We start from the raw sequence: 14,778 nt of genomic DNA, 5'->3' as shown, positions 1-14,778 counted from the left end.
GTCCAGGACGGGAGGCCCCATGACCGAGGAACGCAAGGTCGTCACGGTGCTGTTCTGCGACCTCGTCGGCTTTACCAGCGCGTCCGAGTCCGCCGACCCCGAGGACGTCCGGCGCTGGCTGGCGCCGTACCACTCGACCCTGCGGCAGACGGTCGAGCGGTACGGCGGGACGGTCGAGAAGTTCGCCGGGGACGCCATCCTGGCCGTCTTCGGCGCACCGCGGTCCCGGGAGGACGACGCCGAACGTGCGGTCCGGGCCGGCCTGGCGATCCTCGAGGCGGTGCGGCAGCTGCCCGACGGGCCGTTGGAGGTCCGGATCGGCATCGAGACCGGTGAGGCGCTCGTCCAGCTGACCGCGCGACCCGAGCTCGGCGAGCCGTTCGTCACCGGCATGGTGGTCAACCTCGCCTCCCGTCTGCAGTCCTCCGCGCCGGTCGGCGCGGTCGTCGTCGGGCGCGGGACCCACGAGGCGACGAGTCGGGTCTTCGGCTACGACGCGCTGGAACCCGTCGCGGCCAAGGGAGTCGGCCGTCCGGTCGAACGCTGGCAGGCCGGCTCGCCGCGGGCACGGTTCGGCACGGACGTCATCCGCGACCTCAGTACGCCGATGGTGGGCCGGCAGCGCGATCTGACCTTGCTGTGCACGGCGTTCGAGAAGGCCGTCGCGGAGCGGGTGCCGCAGTTCGTCACGCTGCTCGGCGAGCCCGGCATCGGCAAGTCCCGCCTGGTCGCGGAGTTCGGCGCCTGGCTGGATCAGCACGAGGAGCTCGTGACCTGGCGCGAAGGCCGATCGCTGCCGTACGGCGAGACGCCGTTCGGGCCGATCGCGGAGGTCTTCAAGGTCCAGGCCGGGATCCTGGACACCGACCCGCCCGCGCAGGCCGTGGCCAAGCTCGACGCGATCGTGCCCGACGGCGCGGACCGCGCCTGGTTGCGCGCCCGGGTCGGACCCCTGGTCGGCGCCGACCAGTCCGCTCAGCCGGGGTCGGCGACCCAGGAGGAGTCGTTCGCGGCCTGGCGGCAGCTGCTGGAATCGTTCGCCGAGCAGTCGCCGGTGGTCCTGGTGTTCGAGGATCTGCACTGGGCGACGGACGCGATGCTCGCCTTCGTCGATCATCTGGCCGAGTGGCTGACCGATCTGCCGATGCTCGTCGTGGTCACCGCCCGCCCCGAGCTGCTCGAACGCGGACCGCAGTGGACCCGCGGGGTGCAGAACGCCCTCACCCTCGGCCTCTCGCCGCTGACGGCGGACGAGACCGATCAACTCCTCACCGGGATGTTCGCCGGTCAGGAGGTGCCGGTGGAGGTCCGCCGGCGGCTGGTACGCCGTGCCGACGGCAACCCCCTGTACGCCGAAGAACTCGCCCGGATCGTCACCGACTGCGGCCCGGACCAGGCCGGCTCGGCCGACCTGCCGATCGGCATCGCGGCGCTGATCGCGGCCCGCTTGGACACCCTGGAGCCGGATCGCAAGGCCTTGCTCGCGGACGCCGCCGTGATCGGTCCGGTGTTCTGGGCCGAGGCCGTGGCGGCGCTGTCCGACCGTGATCCGGGCCAGGTGCTCCAGGAGCTGCAGGAGCTGGCCCGCAAGGAGCTGGTGCGGCCGGTCCGGCGGTCGTCGATGCTGGGCCAGCACGAATACACCTTCTGGCATGCCCTGACCCGCGACGTCGCCTACAGCCAGGTGCCGCGCGCGGCTCGATCGGCACGGCACCTCGCTGCCGCCGACTGGCTCGAACTGCGTTGCGCTGCCTGTCAGGCCGAGACGCCGAACCTGATCGCCTACCACCTCAGCACGGCCCTGGACCTTGCCGCAGCCCTGGGCGACCCGGATGCGGCCGCTGCGATCGCGCCCCGGGCGCGCGAGTACCAGCTGATGGCCGCGGAGCTGGCGATGAACCTCGACACCAACGAGGCGCTCGCCCTGCTCGACCGCGCGCTGGCCCTGAGCCCGGCCGGCGATCCTGAACGTCCCACGGTCCTGCTGCGCTGGGGCTGGGCGGCCTTCCAGGCGGGCCGCCTCGACGACGCCCAGGCCGCGTACCTCGAGGCAATCGCCGGATTCGAGGCGATCGGGGACATTCGCGGAGTCGCGCTCGCCTTGAGAGCCTCGACGTACTCGCTGACCAGCATGGAGGAGAGCCTGGCGACGGTCGACCGGGCGGTCGGGATGCTCGAGGAGCTCGGGCCGAGCGAGGATCTGGCGCTGTTGCTGTCCGGCCAGGCGAGCATCCGCGTGGTCGCGAGCCGCTATCAGGATGCGATCGACTCGGCGAACTCTGCCCTGCGGATCGCGACCGAGCAGGGGTACGCCGTACCGCACCGGGCCCTGGAGTCGCGGGGGCTCGCCCGGGTCGGTCTGGGTGACACCGGTGGGCTGGTCGACGTCAAGGAGGCGCTGACCGCGCTGCTCGAGGGCGGTCGGGGGCGCGATGCGGCGGTGACGTGGCTGAACTACGGCTGGGTGCTGTGGCAGATCGAGGGACCGGTGGTTGCCCTGGGCGAGCTGGAAGCGGCTCGCGAGTTCTCCGCCCGGCGCCGGCTGGCCGAGATGGTGGAGCAGATCGGCTGTACGGTCCTGCAGCTGATGATCGAGACCGGTCGGTCGGGCGAGGTGATCGCGGCGTGCCGGGCCCAGCTCGAGCACCCTTCCCCGGCGTTCACCCTGTTGCGGCGCATCGAGGTCCTCGGCGCGCTGGCGGTGGCGGAGGCCGAGGCCGGCCTTCCGGGCGCTCGCGATCACGCCGAGGAGGCGTACCGGCTGGCGGTGGAGGCGGGCTGGCCGGACATGATCGCCGTCGCGGCCGCGCCTGCGGCGACGACGCGTGCGCGCGACGGCGACCGGGACGGCGTCCTGGAGATCCTGCAGTTGGTCACCTCGCTGCCCGATCTGCACGGCAGCATCGAATTCGACGTCCGCTTGCCGTCCTTGGTGCGGGCGGCGCTCGCCGTGGACCACGCCGAAGCTGCGGCCGAGCTCGCGGACTTCGTCGAGCCGGTGCTGCCGATGCGCGAGTACTCGGCGACGACTGCGCAGGCGCTGCTCGCCGAACACCGCGGCGACACGGGGACCGCGGCCGCCGGGTTCGCGCGCGCCGCCGCGGACTGGGGTGCCTTCGGCAACAAACTCGAACAGGCGCATGCCCTCCGCGGCCTGCACCGCATCACGGGCGATCCCAGCGCGCTGGCACAGGCCGAGCAGCTGTTCAGACCATGAGCGTGACGCCGGAGCCGTTCGCCGAGTGCGGATGCGGGCGGCCCGGGAAGCAGCCCTGGCGGACGCGCGATGCGCTGTGGAGCCCTGCCTCGGTCGTGGGTTGGCCGCTCTGGGTCCTGCTCGGGGTGGGTTCGCTGCTCGGCGGCTGGACGGTGTTCGGCGTCGTGCTGCTCGCGGTCCTGGGCGCGCTGGTCATCGGCAGCCTGGTGCTGCAGGGCGTCCGTGGGCATCGAGGCTGGTGCTGGCTGTTCCGCGGCCTGTGGTTCGGTGTGGCCGTCGCCGGGTTGCCTCTGCGGGTCGTCGGCGCGTTCGGCTTCTAGTACTCCTTCTTGAAGGGGCCTGAAGTGGTCAGGTCGAGGACGCCGGGGCCGGTGAGGACGCCGCCTTCGACCGGGAGGGTGTGGCCGGTGATCCAGGAGGCGTCGTCGGAGGCGAGGAACGCGACCGCGGCGGCGATGTCCTCGGGTTCGCCGATGCGGCCGAGTGGGTACATCTTGCCGAACTTCTCCAGGGTGTCCGGCTGGTTGTCCCAGTTCGGCGTCCGAATGGTGCCGGGAGCAACCACATTGAACCGGACGCCGAGGTTGCCGTAGCGGGCGGCGTAGTTGACCGTCATCGCGATCTGTCCGGCCTTGGCGGCGGCGTACTCGATGTTGCCGAAGGCGGCGATCCCGTTGACCGAGCTGATCGTGACCACGTTGCCGCGGTTCTTCACCAGCTCCGGCAGCGCGGCCTGGATGCAGCGCGAGGCGCTGACCAGCGTGAGGTCGAGTTGCGCGTGGAACTCCTCGGCGGTGGCGTCCTCGGGCACGGATCGCACGATGCAGCCGCCGGCGTTGTTCACCACGACGTCCAGGCGGCCGAACCGCTCGACCGCGGCCGCGACCGCCGCGTCGACGTCGTCCCGGCTCGTCACGTCGACCCGCATCCCGAGCGCGTTCGAGCCGATCTCCTTCGCGACCTCGGTGACCTTCTCCTCCTGGAGATCGGTCACCACCACCGACGCGCCTTCGTCGGCCAGCCGCCGCGCGACCGCCGAACCGATACCCTGCGCCGCCGCCGTGACCAGCGCAACCTTGCCCTCGAACCGCCGCACGCTACCCCTCCAGAACTCGGTCGACCTTCTCGTCCGTAATCCGGCGCTCCAGTTTGGCGGCGTCCAGGTTGCGGCAGAGCACGATCGAACCACCTCCGGAGATCACGCCGACGAGCAGGGCCAGCCCGGCGCGGTCCGTCAGCGTACGCGTCACGAGGATCCGGTCGCTCACGGGTTCCGCCGTACCGATCAGGGCTTCGTGGTTGAGGTCGTCGTACGCCGGGGAGGCCGGCGTCGGCGGGTCGAACGGGACGAACACGTCCGGATGGTTGTAGACCTCGGCGCCGTAGTCCTGGATGCCGTCCGGGAGCGGCTCGCGGAAGCGGCCGCCGAGCGGAAGCAGCGCGGAGGCGACGGTCTCGCGCTCGCCGCGGATCGCGAAGTCCGGCCCGGTGATCGCGAGCGTGCCGGTGCCGCTGGTCAGCGATGCGCCGACCGACCAGGTGGACAGCGCCCAGACCACGCCGAGCCAGTGCGGCGGCAGGCCGATCGCGACGGTTTCGCCGGCCTCCAGGTCGTACTCGTCGACGAGCAGGTTGGCGGTCTTCGCGACCCAGTTCGCGGTGGTGACCGCGCTGAGCTCGATCCGCTCGCCGGTCGTGTCGTCGTAGTAGGTGAGGAACGGGGCGCCGCCGTCCCGGCGGACCGCGGCCGCGAACAACTCGGGCAGGACTCGTGACATATGGCCCACCCTACGGTTCGCGGACCGACGTACGTTGGACGGGGATTGACCGGAAAGAAGGCTTGTCATGGTGCCAGAGCTCGCGCTGCCCGAAGGCGGCGAATGGATCGTCATCCTGGTCATCGTCGTGCTGCTGTTCGGCGCCAAGAAACTCCCCGAGCTGACCCGGAACGCGGCCCGCGCGATGAAGGAGTTCGACAAGGCCCGGCACGGCGACGACGACGAGACCCCCGCCCAGGTCACGCAGGCTGCTCAGCCTCCGATGGATGGTTCAGAGCGGCGGGTTGACCTCGAGGGCGGCGGCACGAAGGGCAGCAGCCAGTAGCGCTGTCGGCTCGGTCATCCGGCCGGGCAGCCGGGCGAGGAGCGTACGGCGCAATTCCTGCGGCCCGCCCCGGACCGTGACCACCCGAACACCTGGCGGCACTGCGGACGCCATCGACGCGGAGATCGTGGTGAGCCCTGCCCCGGCTGCGACCAACTGAAGTTTCGCGAGCCAGTCGCGGACCGTGTGCGCGATCACCGGCCGCTCGTCCAGACCCGGCCACACTCCCATCCACAACTCGCTGCTCGACGCCGGCCCGGCGATCCACCGCTGACCTCGCAGGTCCGCGACCTCGACCGAGTCGGACGCCGCGAGCGGATGTCCGGTCGGCACCGCCAGCCGCAGGCTTCGTTCCGCGAGCGTCTCCAGCTTCAACGCCGGCGACTCGGCGTCCGGCGGCCGGAACGGTGGAGCGGACGCGATCACCGCGAGATCGATCGTCCCGGCCCGGAGCGCCCGGACCAGCGCGGGTGTGGATCCTTCCCGCGTCGTCACGGTGATCGCCGGGTGCGTACGACGTACCGCGCTGATTGCTCGTGGCAACAAGACCGCGCCTGCGCTCGGGAACCAGCCCAGCCGCACGGTCCCGCCGGCGACCGGAAGCCCGGCCAGTTCGCGGGCGGTGGCGTCGATCTGGTCCAGGACGGCGGCGGCGTTCCGCAGTACGACCTGTCCCGCGTCGGTGAGGGCGACGCCTTCGCGACGACGTTCGAGGAGCTGGTTGCCGGCGGCACGTTCGAGGCTGGCGATTTGGCGGGAGACGGCCGACTGCGTGTACCCGAGGGCAGTGGCCGCGGCCGTGAACGTGCCGCGTTCGGAGACCTCTCGGAACACGCGCAGGGCGACCAGCGAGACGTCGGTGAAGTCCATGACGTCTACGCATACCACGTGTGCCGAACTTTCGTTGGAGTCATATCTGTCGCAGACCTACGTTGAAGACATGACAGAACAACGCATCGCTTTGGTCACCGGCGCCAATCAAGGCATCGGATATGCATTGGTTGAAGAGCTGGCACAGCGGATGAACCCGGAGGACCTGGTCCTGCTCACCGGCAGGAACCCGGAGCGGGTCGCCGCCGCGGCAGCTCGAGTGGAAGGAAGGGCGCGGGTCGAAGGGCGCGTGCTCGATGTGACCGACGGGGAAGCCGTACGGCGGCTGGCAGCCGAACTGGGGGCTGTGGACATCGTGGTGTCCAACGCGGTCGGGCCGTTGGAGCCCGGGGTGGCGCCCGTGGAGCAGGTCGACGAGTTCGTCGACGTGGCGAACCTCGGGGCGCAGCACATGCTGCGGGCGTTCGGGCCGATCCTGCGGCCTGGGGGACGGCTGATCGTGGTGGCCAGTTCGCTGGGGACGCTGGAGCAACTGCCGAAGGACCTGTGGGGAAGGTTCGACGAGGTCTCGCTGGAGGACGTCGAGAAGGTCGTGGAGGAGTGGCGTACGGCGGTCCACGACGGTACGGCGCAGGCACAGGGCTGGCCGGAGTGGATCAACCTCCCGTCGAAGGTGGCGCAGGTCGCCGCGGTGCGCGCGGTCGCGGCCGAACGACGGGACCGGGACCTCGCCGAGAACACCCTGGTCGCGTCCGTCTGCCCCGGGCTGGTCGACACCCGTGCGTCCCGCCCGTGGTTCGAGGACTTCAGCCAGGCGAAGTCGCCGGCTGATGCCGTCGTACCGATCGCCGACCTGGTCCTGGCCGACGCCGTCGATCCGGGCGTCTACGGCGAGCTGATCCGCGACGGCCGGGTGGTCGCCTGGAAGCCGCGCCAGACCCCGCGGCAGTTGGGCTGACCCCGCGCTATGGGAGTCGCTGGAGTTCTCATAAGGTCGTTCCATGCTGATCCTGGCCGGCCTGGGCCTGATCCTGGTGCTGACCGTTGCCACTGGCTACTTCGTCGCCCAGGAATTCTCGTACGTCGCTGTCGACCGGAGCCGCCTGCGGACACTGGCCGCGGACGGTGACGCGGCCGCCGCACGAGCGCTGAAGGTCACCGCACGACTGTCGTTCGTGCTGTCCGGCGCACAGGTCGGCATCACGATCACCGCGCTGCTCGCCGGGTACTTCGCCGAGCCGTACCTCGGTGCCGGTCTGGAGAACCTGCTCGGCGCGGCCGGCGTACCGGACGCCGTGAGTACGTCGGTCTCGGTGATCCTCGCCTTGCTGCTGGCAACGATCATCCAGATGGTGCTCGGCGAGCTCGCGCCGAAGAACCTGGCGATCGCGAAGGCCGAGGCGATCGCGCTCCGGCTGGCCCGCTCGACCCTGCTGTACCTGGCCATTGCCGGGCCGCTGATCCACCTGTTCGACTCGGCGTCGAACCGGATCCTGCGCCGCGTCGGCATCGAGCCGGTCGAGGAACTGCCGCAGGGCGCGACCGCCCAGGAGCTCGACCGGATCATCGAGACGTCGTACGAGCAGGGCCTGCTGGACCAGGACACGATGCGGCTGCTGGACCGTGGCCTTGACTTCCGCGGCCGGACCGCGGGTGAGGCGATGGTCCCGCGGGTCGACGTGGTCACCGTTCACCGTGAGGAGCCGCTGACCCGGGTCGTCGAGCTGCAGGACACGGGGCACAGCAGGTTCCCGGTGATCGGGGCCTCGGTCGACGAGGTGATCGGGGTGGTCGCGATCGGCGAGGTCGTCGAGCTCGAACCGGCCGATCGGGCGACGATCGCGGTCGGATCGCTGGCGTCGCAGCCCGTCGCCGTACCGACGACCCTCCCGCTGCCCGCGGTCCTCGAGCGCCTCCGGGTCGCGCGCCGGCAACTCGCCATCGTCGTCGACGAGTACGGCGGGTTCGCGGGCATCGTGTCGCTGGAGGACATCGCCGAGGAGCTGGTCGGCGAGATCCGCGACGAGGACGACCTGCCGGAGACCGGGCTGGTGCAGGGCGGCGACGGGACCTGGGTGGTGCCTGCTCGACGGCGGGTCGACGAGGTCGCCGAGGTGACCGGCGTACAACTGCCGGAGAGCGACGACTACGAGACGGTGTCCGGTCTGGTGATGGCGCGGCTCGGCCGGATCCCCGAGGTCGGTGATTCGCTCGTCGTCGAGCTTCCGCACCGGATCGACCACGACGGCCGGTCGGTGCCGCCTGAGTTCGTGCGGCTCACGGTGCAGACCATCGAGCGCCGGGTGCCTGGCATCGTCGTGATGGAGCGGACGGCATGAGTACGCCGCTGGCGCTGATCATCTCCGCCGTACTGCTGGCGTTGAACGGGTTCTTCGTGGCCGCCGAGTTCGCGCTGGTCGCGTCCAAGCGGCACCGGCTCGAGGAGGCGGCGGCGTCCGGCAGCCGTTCGGCCCGGGCCGCGATCGCCGGTGTCAGCGAACTGTCGCTGATGCTCGCGGGTGCTCAGCTCGGGATCACGTTGTGCACGCTGGGCCTCGGCTCGCTGAGTGAACCCGCCGTCGCGCATCTGCTGCATCCGCTGTTCGAGCTGGCGCATATCCCGGAAGGCGTCGGGCATGTGATCGCGCTGATCATCGCCGTCGGCGGGATCGGCCTGCTGCACGTCCTGCTCGGCGAGATGGCGCCGAAGTCGTGGGCGATCAGCAACCCCGAGCGAGCGGCGCTGGTGCTGGCGATGCCGTTCCGCGGATTCACGTACGTCTTCCGCCCGCTGCTGAGCGTCCTCAACTGGATCGCGAACCGGTGCGTCCGGCTGGTCGGCGTGACGCCGCAGAACGAGATCGCCAACGCGCACGGCCCGGACGAGCTGCGGCTGCTGATCGAGTCCTCGCGCGAATACGGGACCCTCGAACAACCCGAGCACGAACTGCTGACCGCGATGCTCGCGCTGCAGAACACCACGGTCGGCCAGGTGATGACGCCGATCGCACGGCTGTCCACGGTCCCGGCGTCCGCATCGGCCCGCGAGGTGGAGCTGACCAGCCGCCGCGAGGGTCACTCCCGCCTCGCGGTCGTCGGGCCGCGTCCCGACGGATCCACGGGGATCTGCGGCATCGTGCATGTCCGCGACGCGGCCCGCGTGACCACCGCCGGCGACACCACGAGCCGCGCGTCGGACCTGATGACGGAGGCCCTGGAACTAGGCGACAAGACCCCGGTAGCCAAGGCGATCCGCACCATGCGCGACGAACGCGCCCAACTGGCAGTCGTCTGCGGCGGCAACACCGCGATCGGCGTGGTAGCCCTGGAGGACCTCCTCGAGGAGGTCATCGGCGAGTTCGACGACGAAACCGACCCCATCATCACCGCGACCCGCCCCACCCCACCGAACTAACCCACCCACGCGTCTTTGTGCACCCACCGACCGTTTCGGCGCGCTCAGAATGGTTGGTGGGTGCACAAAGTTGCCGGGTTACGGTGGGGGTGGCGAGCGCGGAGGAGGGGTTGTGGCGGTTAGGCGGCTTGGGCTTGTGGTGCATCAGGGGCGGCCGGTGGCGGTTCAGACTGCGGAGACCGTTCGGAACTGGGCGGCCGCACACGGTATCGGTTGCACGGACATCGACGTCTGGAAAGACCATCAGGAACGGCGTACCGGGACCGACGAGTTGCATCACGCCGGGGATCCGGATCTGGTGGTCACGCTCGGGGGTGACGGGACGTTCCTGCGCGGCGCTCGGATCGCTGCCAAGAACGACGCCGCCGTCCTCGGGGTGGATCTCGGGAAGGTCGGTTTCCTCACCGAGGTCGCGTGCAAGGACGTCGAAGAGGCGCTCGAGGCGGTGCATCACGGCGGAGCGACGTACGAAGAACGGATGACGCTGACGATGCGGGCGTCGCGGCCGTTGGAGATCCCAAGCGGGATCGAGTCGCTGCTGCGGTACGGGCACGGGCCGGCGTTGCCTCCGCCGCCGGTACGGCACGAGATGGCCGAGGGCGACGGCTGGGGGATGGCGCTCGACGTGACCGCGTTGAACGACGTCGTGGTGGAGAAGCTCGCGCGCGATCACCAGGTGGCGCTCGGCGTGTACCTGTCCGGCCGGCTGCTGGCGTCGTACTCCGCCGACGCGGTGATCGTCGCGACGCCGACCGGCTCGACGGCGTACAGCTTCGCCGCCGGCGGGCCGATCCTGTCGCCGAACACCGAGGCGATCGTGTTCACTCCGGTCGCACCGCACATGACCTTCAACCGCACGGTCGTCGCGGCGCCGGACGAGCCGATCGCGCTGCGGGTGCTGCCGCACTCGGGGCAGGCCGCGGTCAGCATCGACGGGCAGCTGCGCGGTGTACTCGATCCGGGGGACTGGATCGGGGTCTACGGATCGCCACGGCGGCTGCGGCTGGTGCGGCTGCGTCCGCCGGACTTCTACGGGCGGTTGCGGGACCGCTTCCGGCTCACAGATGCACCGGCGACAGCGCTCGACGGTGAGGCCGAGTTGTTCTGGCAGCCCGCGGATTCGCCGATCCCTCCGGACCTCCAGCACCTCAGGATTCCGATGCCACCTGGTGACGACCGGTAGGGTCTCTCCTCATGCGAAACGTGGTGATCCTGGCGGGTGGTTCAGGGACGCGGTTGTGGCCGATGTCCAGAGACGACAGGCCGAAGCAGGTGCTGCCGCTGGCAGCGGGACAGTCGCTGCTGCGGGTGGCGTACAACCGGCTGCTGGGACTGGTCGCTCCGGAGAACATCTACGTCTGCACCGTCGGTGCGATCACCGACGTGGTCCGCAAGGAGCTTCCGGAGCTCGGCCCGCACAACATCATCGGTGAGCCGGCCCGGCGCGACACCGCGAACGCCGTCGGTCTCGCGTCCGCTGTGGTTGCGCGCAACGATCCGGACGCGGTGGTCGCGTTCGTCGGATCGGACCATCTGATCAGCCCGGAGGACGAGTTCCGGGCGGCGATCGAGCACGGGTTCGAGGTGGTGGAGGCGCGCGGCCGGTCGCTGGTGACGTTCGGGATCGAGCCGACGCATCCGCACACCGGGCTCGGGTACATCGAGCGCGGCGCGCCGATCCAGGGTACGTCGGCGTACGTCGTGGACCGCTTCCGGGAGAAGCCCGACCGGGCGACGGCCGAGGAGTACCTGGCGACCGGGCGGTTCTGGTGGAACTCCGGGATGTTCGTCTGGAAGGCTTCCACGGTGCTGAACGTGCTCGACACGCTCCTGCCGGAATCGGCCGCGCGGCTGCGTGAGGTCGCCGCGGTCTGGGACACCCCGGAGCGGGAGGCGACGCTCGCGGAGATCTACCCGAACCTGCGCAAGATCAGCGTCGACTACGCGGTCATGGAGCCGGCTTCCCAGGGCAAGGTCGACGCGGACGTGGTCGTCGTACCGATGCCCGTGCACTGGCTGGACGTCGGCTCGTGGGCCGCGCTCGCCGACACGTACGACGCCGACCCGAACGGGAACCGCACCGACAGCGTCACCCTGAGCTGCCTGCTCGACTCCCACGACAACATCATCGTCACCGACGACCCGAACCACCTGGTCGCCGCCGTGGGCCTCCGCAGCCACATCATCGTCCACACCCAGGACGTCACCATGGTCTGCCCACTGTCCGACGGCGAACGCGTGAAAGACCTGGTAGCCCAAGTCCAATCCGACCACGCGAACTACATCTGACCCCACCACAACACGAGGGGATATCCGCTCGCGTTACGGGTTCTCCCTTCATGTACCAGGGGAGAACCCATGACGCGTAGGGATATCCCCTCTAACGCGGATGGGGGTGGGTCAGCCGCCGTTGGGTTCCTGGGCGTCGGTGGCTGGGTACTTTTCCATGAACTGCTTGAGGGCCTCGCCGCTGACGGAGCCGCAGAACTGGCGGTGGCCGAAGGACTTCTGGGCCGAGTCCGGGCCGCTCCAGTGCGCGAAGGCGAGGTTCTTGCCGGCCGGCCAGGCCTTGCCGTCGGACTCCTTGAACGGCGCCGCGATGAACTTGCCGAGCGAGCTGTCGGGCAGCTTGGACTTGGAGATCTTCTCGATCTGGTCGATCTGGTCCTTCGGCAGTGTGTCGCGGTACCAGAGGATCGTGTAGCCGTGCTCGAGGTTGTGCACCAGGTTCTCGACCGGGGGACGGTCGCCGTCGGAGTAGAACTTCTTGTCGAACGGCGCCCAGACCGCGTAGTGCGGGCCCGAGGACGGCGGGGAGACGGCGTACGCGATCTTCTCGCCGTCGGGGCGGTGGTCCTGCGTACCGCCGCCGTCGTCGTTGGTGGCCGCGTCACAGGAGGCCGCGGATGCCGCGACGCCGAAGTCGGTCAGGGCCTGGTTCTTGGTCCGGGAGTCCTGGATCAGCTTGATCGCCGGGTAGGCGATGATGGCCAGGCCGACCACGATGGAGCACACCACGATGAGGATCGTGCGGCGGCGGTCCGAGCGGGCCTGCTCGCGCTGCATCTTCTCGATCATCTCGCGGCGCGACTGTTTCTGCGACGACGCTTTACCCACAGTGTTGGTCTTCCCGGATCGGGGCGGCCACCGCGCCGCCGTGCGAAGGCAGTGTACGAGGTGCCCCTGAGAAGTTGCCTAGAAAACTATCGGGACCGTGAGCCGAACGTGACCGTCGCCTCGCTGCCCGGTCCCGGACGCACCGCCACGCCGTACCCCTCGGCGTGCAGCAGCACCGCCAGCCGCTCCGCGACCATGCCGACGGTCACCGGATCGTCACCGAACACCGTGACACCGTTGTCTGCCGCCTCGAGACGGACACCGTCGACGTCAGCCAGCAGTCCGGACCACAGTGCCGGATCGGCCTCCCGCGGCCCGGCCGGCGGTTGCCGGTCGAGTACGGCGGCCCGCGCGGCCTCCCGCGTTCCCAGGCTGAACATGTCGTGCTCGGCGTCCCGCACCAGCGCCCGCGCGCCCGGCCCGTGCTCACCGGCCGGCAGTACGGCGTCGTCCATGCCACGCAGTACGGCGACAGGCACGCCGTCCGCCTTGCCCTTGACGAGTTCGCTGGCACCGGCGATCTCGTCGGCCAGCGCGGGCTCGGTCACCGCGAGGACGTTGCCGTGGCTGTCCGTCGTACCACGCAGATCTTCCATGACGCGGACGCCGGCGGCCCCGATCGCCAGGTCGGTCTGACCGTTGCGCCACGGGCGGCCGAGCGTGTCCGTGACGACGATGCCGACGTTGACGTCGTACCGCTGCTTCAAAGCGGTCCGCAGGTCGCGGGCTGACGCGTCGGGGTCGACCGGGAGCAGCAGGACCGTGCCGGGCGTCGTGTTGGACGTGTCGGTGCCCGCGGCGGCCATCACCAGGCCGTGCCGGGTCTGCACGATCCGCGTCTCACCGCGCTGCGCGACGACCCGCACGAGCTCGGCGTCGATCGCCTCCTGGCGGGTGCCGTTCGTCAGCCGGCCCTCCGCCTTGCTGACGATCTTCGACGTCACCGAGACGACGTCACCGTCGCGCAGGTCCGTGCCTTCGGCGATCAGCGCGGCCAGGTCGTCACCGGCCGCCACCTCGGGCAGTCCGGTCACCGGGAAGATCTCCAGGTGCTTCCTCATCGCCGTACGGCCTCCGCGAGGGTCAGAGCCGCGTCAGCCATCGCGGCGGTTTTGGTCTCGTCCGTCATCCACAACGGCACCGCCTGCACATGAATTCCGGCCCCGGCGATCGAGTCCGCCTGGATCGCGTCGGAGGAGTCGATCAACCAGCCGTCCAGTACGCCGCCGGACGCGCGGGAACCGTAGTACCGGGCCACGGCCGACGCGGTGGACGCGACACCGACGGTGGCCAGCACCTTGTCCGCCATTCCGCGGACCGGACCCGTGCCGATGATCGGCGACAGTCCGATGACCGGGGCCTTCGTCTCCCGGACCGCGTCCCGGATCCCGGGGACGCCGAGGATCGTGCCGACCGAGACCACCGGGTTGGACGGCGGCACGATCAGTACGTCGCAGTCCGCGATCGCCTCGAGTACGCCGGGTGCGGGCTTGGCCTTGTCCTGGCCGACGGCAATGATCTGGTGCGCGGGGATCCCGGCCTGGTAACGGACCCAGTACTCCTGGAAATGAATGGCCTTGCGCCGCCCGGGCTGCTCCGGGTCGTCAACCACCACGTGGGTCTCGATCCGGTCGTCGCTCATCGGCAGCAGCCGGACGGGCAGCTTCCAGCGTGTGGACAGCGCCTCGGTGACCGCACTGAGCGTGTAGCCGGCGTCCAGCATCTGGGTGCGCACCAGATGCGTCGCCACGTCGCGGTCGCCGAGCCCGAACCAGGTCGGTTCCACGCCGTACGCCGCGAGCTCCTCCTTGATCACCCAGGTCTCGTCCTCGCGGCCCCACTTACGCTCCTGGGAGATGCCACCGCCGAGGGTGTACATCACGGTGTCGAGGTCGGGACAGACCCGCAGCCCGAACAGGGTGATGTCGTCCGCGGTGTTCCCCACGACGGTGATCTCGGCGTCCGGACGGGCCTTCAGGAGCCCGAGCAGGAAGGTGGAGCCGCCGATGCCGCCGGCCAGCACTGTCAATCGCATGGGAAGAGTCTGCCCGAGTCGTCAATGCGGCGGACCACCGCACGACTATGCTGCGGAGGG

The 14,778-nt window shown here is 70.2% G+C and carries 14 protein-coding genes; 8 read left to right on the top strand and 6 right to left on the bottom strand.

Features of this window, described 5'->3' with window-relative positions; all coding sequences use genetic code 11:
• Positions 1–19 precede the first annotated feature (19 nt).
• Both EV137_RS14430 and EV137_RS14425 read left to right on the top strand, forming a co-directional pair.
• Positions 20–3,217, top strand: a complete 3,198-nt coding sequence (locus EV137_RS14430; RefSeq protein ID WP_134129118.1) for an AAA family ATPase — start codon at positions 20–22, stop codon at positions 3,215–3,217.
• Entirely contained in the window at positions 3,214–3,537 is a 324-nt protein-coding gene (locus EV137_RS14425; protein ID WP_134129116.1) for a hypothetical protein, read from the top strand. Before EV137_RS14430 ends, EV137_RS14425 begins: the two co-directional genes overlap by 4 nt.
• Here EV137_RS14425 and EV137_RS14420 read toward each other — a convergent pair.
• Both EV137_RS14420 and EV137_RS14415 read right to left on the bottom strand, forming a co-directional pair.
• Positions 3,534–4,313 (bottom strand): SDR family NAD(P)-dependent oxidoreductase, encoded by a 780-nt coding sequence (locus tag EV137_RS14420; protein ID WP_134129114.1) that lies wholly within the window; start codon positions 4,311–4,313, stop codon positions 3,534–3,536. The genes EV137_RS14425 and EV137_RS14420 overlap by 4 nt on opposite strands.
• A gap of 1 nt (position 4,314) precedes the next feature.
• Complete coding sequence (locus EV137_RS14415; protein ID WP_134129112.1) at positions 4,315–4,995, bottom strand: TIGR03089 family protein; 681 nt, start codon at positions 4,993–4,995, stop codon at positions 4,315–4,317.
• Positions 4,996–5,062: 67 nt separating this feature from the next.
• Between EV137_RS14415 and EV137_RS14410 the strand changes: the two genes are divergently transcribed.
• Entirely contained in the window at positions 5,063–5,320 is a 258-nt protein-coding gene (locus EV137_RS14410) for a Sec-independent protein translocase subunit TatA (RefSeq protein WP_134129110.1), read from the top strand.
• Here EV137_RS14410 and EV137_RS14405 read toward each other — a convergent pair.
• Positions 5,267–6,190: a LysR family transcriptional regulator gene (locus tag EV137_RS14405; protein WP_134129108.1), complete on the bottom strand. Its 924-nt coding sequence runs from the start codon at positions 6,188–6,190 to the stop codon at positions 5,267–5,269. The two genes, EV137_RS14410 and EV137_RS14405, sit on opposite strands and share 54 nt — an antisense overlap.
• Before the next feature lie 70 nt (positions 6,191–6,260).
• Between EV137_RS14405 and EV137_RS14400 the strand changes: the two genes are divergently transcribed.
• The 5 genes from EV137_RS14400 (at position 6,261) to EV137_RS14380 (ending at position 11,855) form a co-directional block, all read left to right on the top strand.
• A complete protein-coding gene (locus EV137_RS14400) occupies positions 6,261–7,109 on the top strand; it encodes an SDR family NAD(P)-dependent oxidoreductase (RefSeq protein WP_134129106.1) in 849 nt (282 codons plus the stop codon).
• A gap of 43 nt (positions 7,110–7,152) precedes the next feature.
• Positions 7,153–8,490 (top strand): hemolysin family protein, encoded by a 1,338-nt coding sequence (locus EV137_RS14395; protein ID WP_134129104.1) that lies wholly within the window; start codon positions 7,153–7,155, stop codon positions 8,488–8,490.
• Positions 8,487–9,566 (top strand): hemolysin family protein, encoded by a 1,080-nt coding sequence (locus EV137_RS14390; RefSeq protein ID WP_134129102.1) that lies wholly within the window; start codon positions 8,487–8,489, stop codon positions 9,564–9,566. The genes EV137_RS14395 and EV137_RS14390 overlap by 4 nt, the downstream gene beginning before the upstream one ends.
• A 157-nt stretch (positions 9,567–9,723) precedes the next feature.
• On the top strand, positions 9,724–10,749 hold the full coding sequence (locus EV137_RS14385; RefSeq protein ID WP_238175294.1) for an NAD(+)/NADH kinase: 1,026 nt from the start codon (positions 9,724–9,726) through the stop codon (positions 10,747–10,749).
• Between the two features lie 11 nt (positions 10,750–10,760).
• The gene (locus EV137_RS14380) at positions 10,761–11,855 is read left to right on the top strand and encodes a mannose-1-phosphate guanylyltransferase (protein WP_134129100.1); all 1,095 of its coding nucleotides are present in this window, start codon (positions 10,761–10,763) and stop codon (positions 11,853–11,855) included.
• A 111-nt stretch (positions 11,856–11,966) separates the two neighbouring features.
• On the opposite strand, the gene EV137_RS14375 is transcribed toward EV137_RS14380, so the two are convergent.
• The 3 genes from EV137_RS14375 to cofD form a co-directional block, all read right to left on the bottom strand.
• Positions 11,967–12,683 (bottom strand): thioredoxin-like domain-containing protein, encoded by a 717-nt coding sequence (locus EV137_RS14375; RefSeq protein WP_134129098.1) that lies wholly within the window; start codon positions 12,681–12,683, stop codon positions 11,967–11,969.
• A gap of 86 nt (positions 12,684–12,769) precedes the next feature.
• Entirely contained in the window at positions 12,770–13,744 is a 975-nt protein-coding gene (locus EV137_RS14370) for a coenzyme F420-0:L-glutamate ligase (RefSeq protein WP_134129096.1), read from the bottom strand.
• Positions 13,741–14,718 carry a 2-phospho-L-lactate transferase gene (gene cofD / locus EV137_RS14365; protein WP_133790260.1) on the bottom strand — a complete coding sequence of 326 codons (978 nt, stop codon included), beginning with the start codon at positions 14,716–14,718 and terminating at the stop codon, positions 13,741–13,743. The genes EV137_RS14370 and cofD overlap by 4 nt, the downstream gene beginning before the upstream one ends.
• Positions 14,719–14,778: the final 60 nt, after the last annotated feature.

The organism is Kribbella pratensis, assembly GCF_004366075.1.
Lineage (GTDB): Bacteria > Actinomycetota > Actinomycetes > Propionibacteriales > Kribbellaceae > Kribbella > Kribbella pratensis.
Note: the sequence above shows the minus strand (reverse complement) of the source record. Positions and strands in the feature narration are given on the sequence as shown.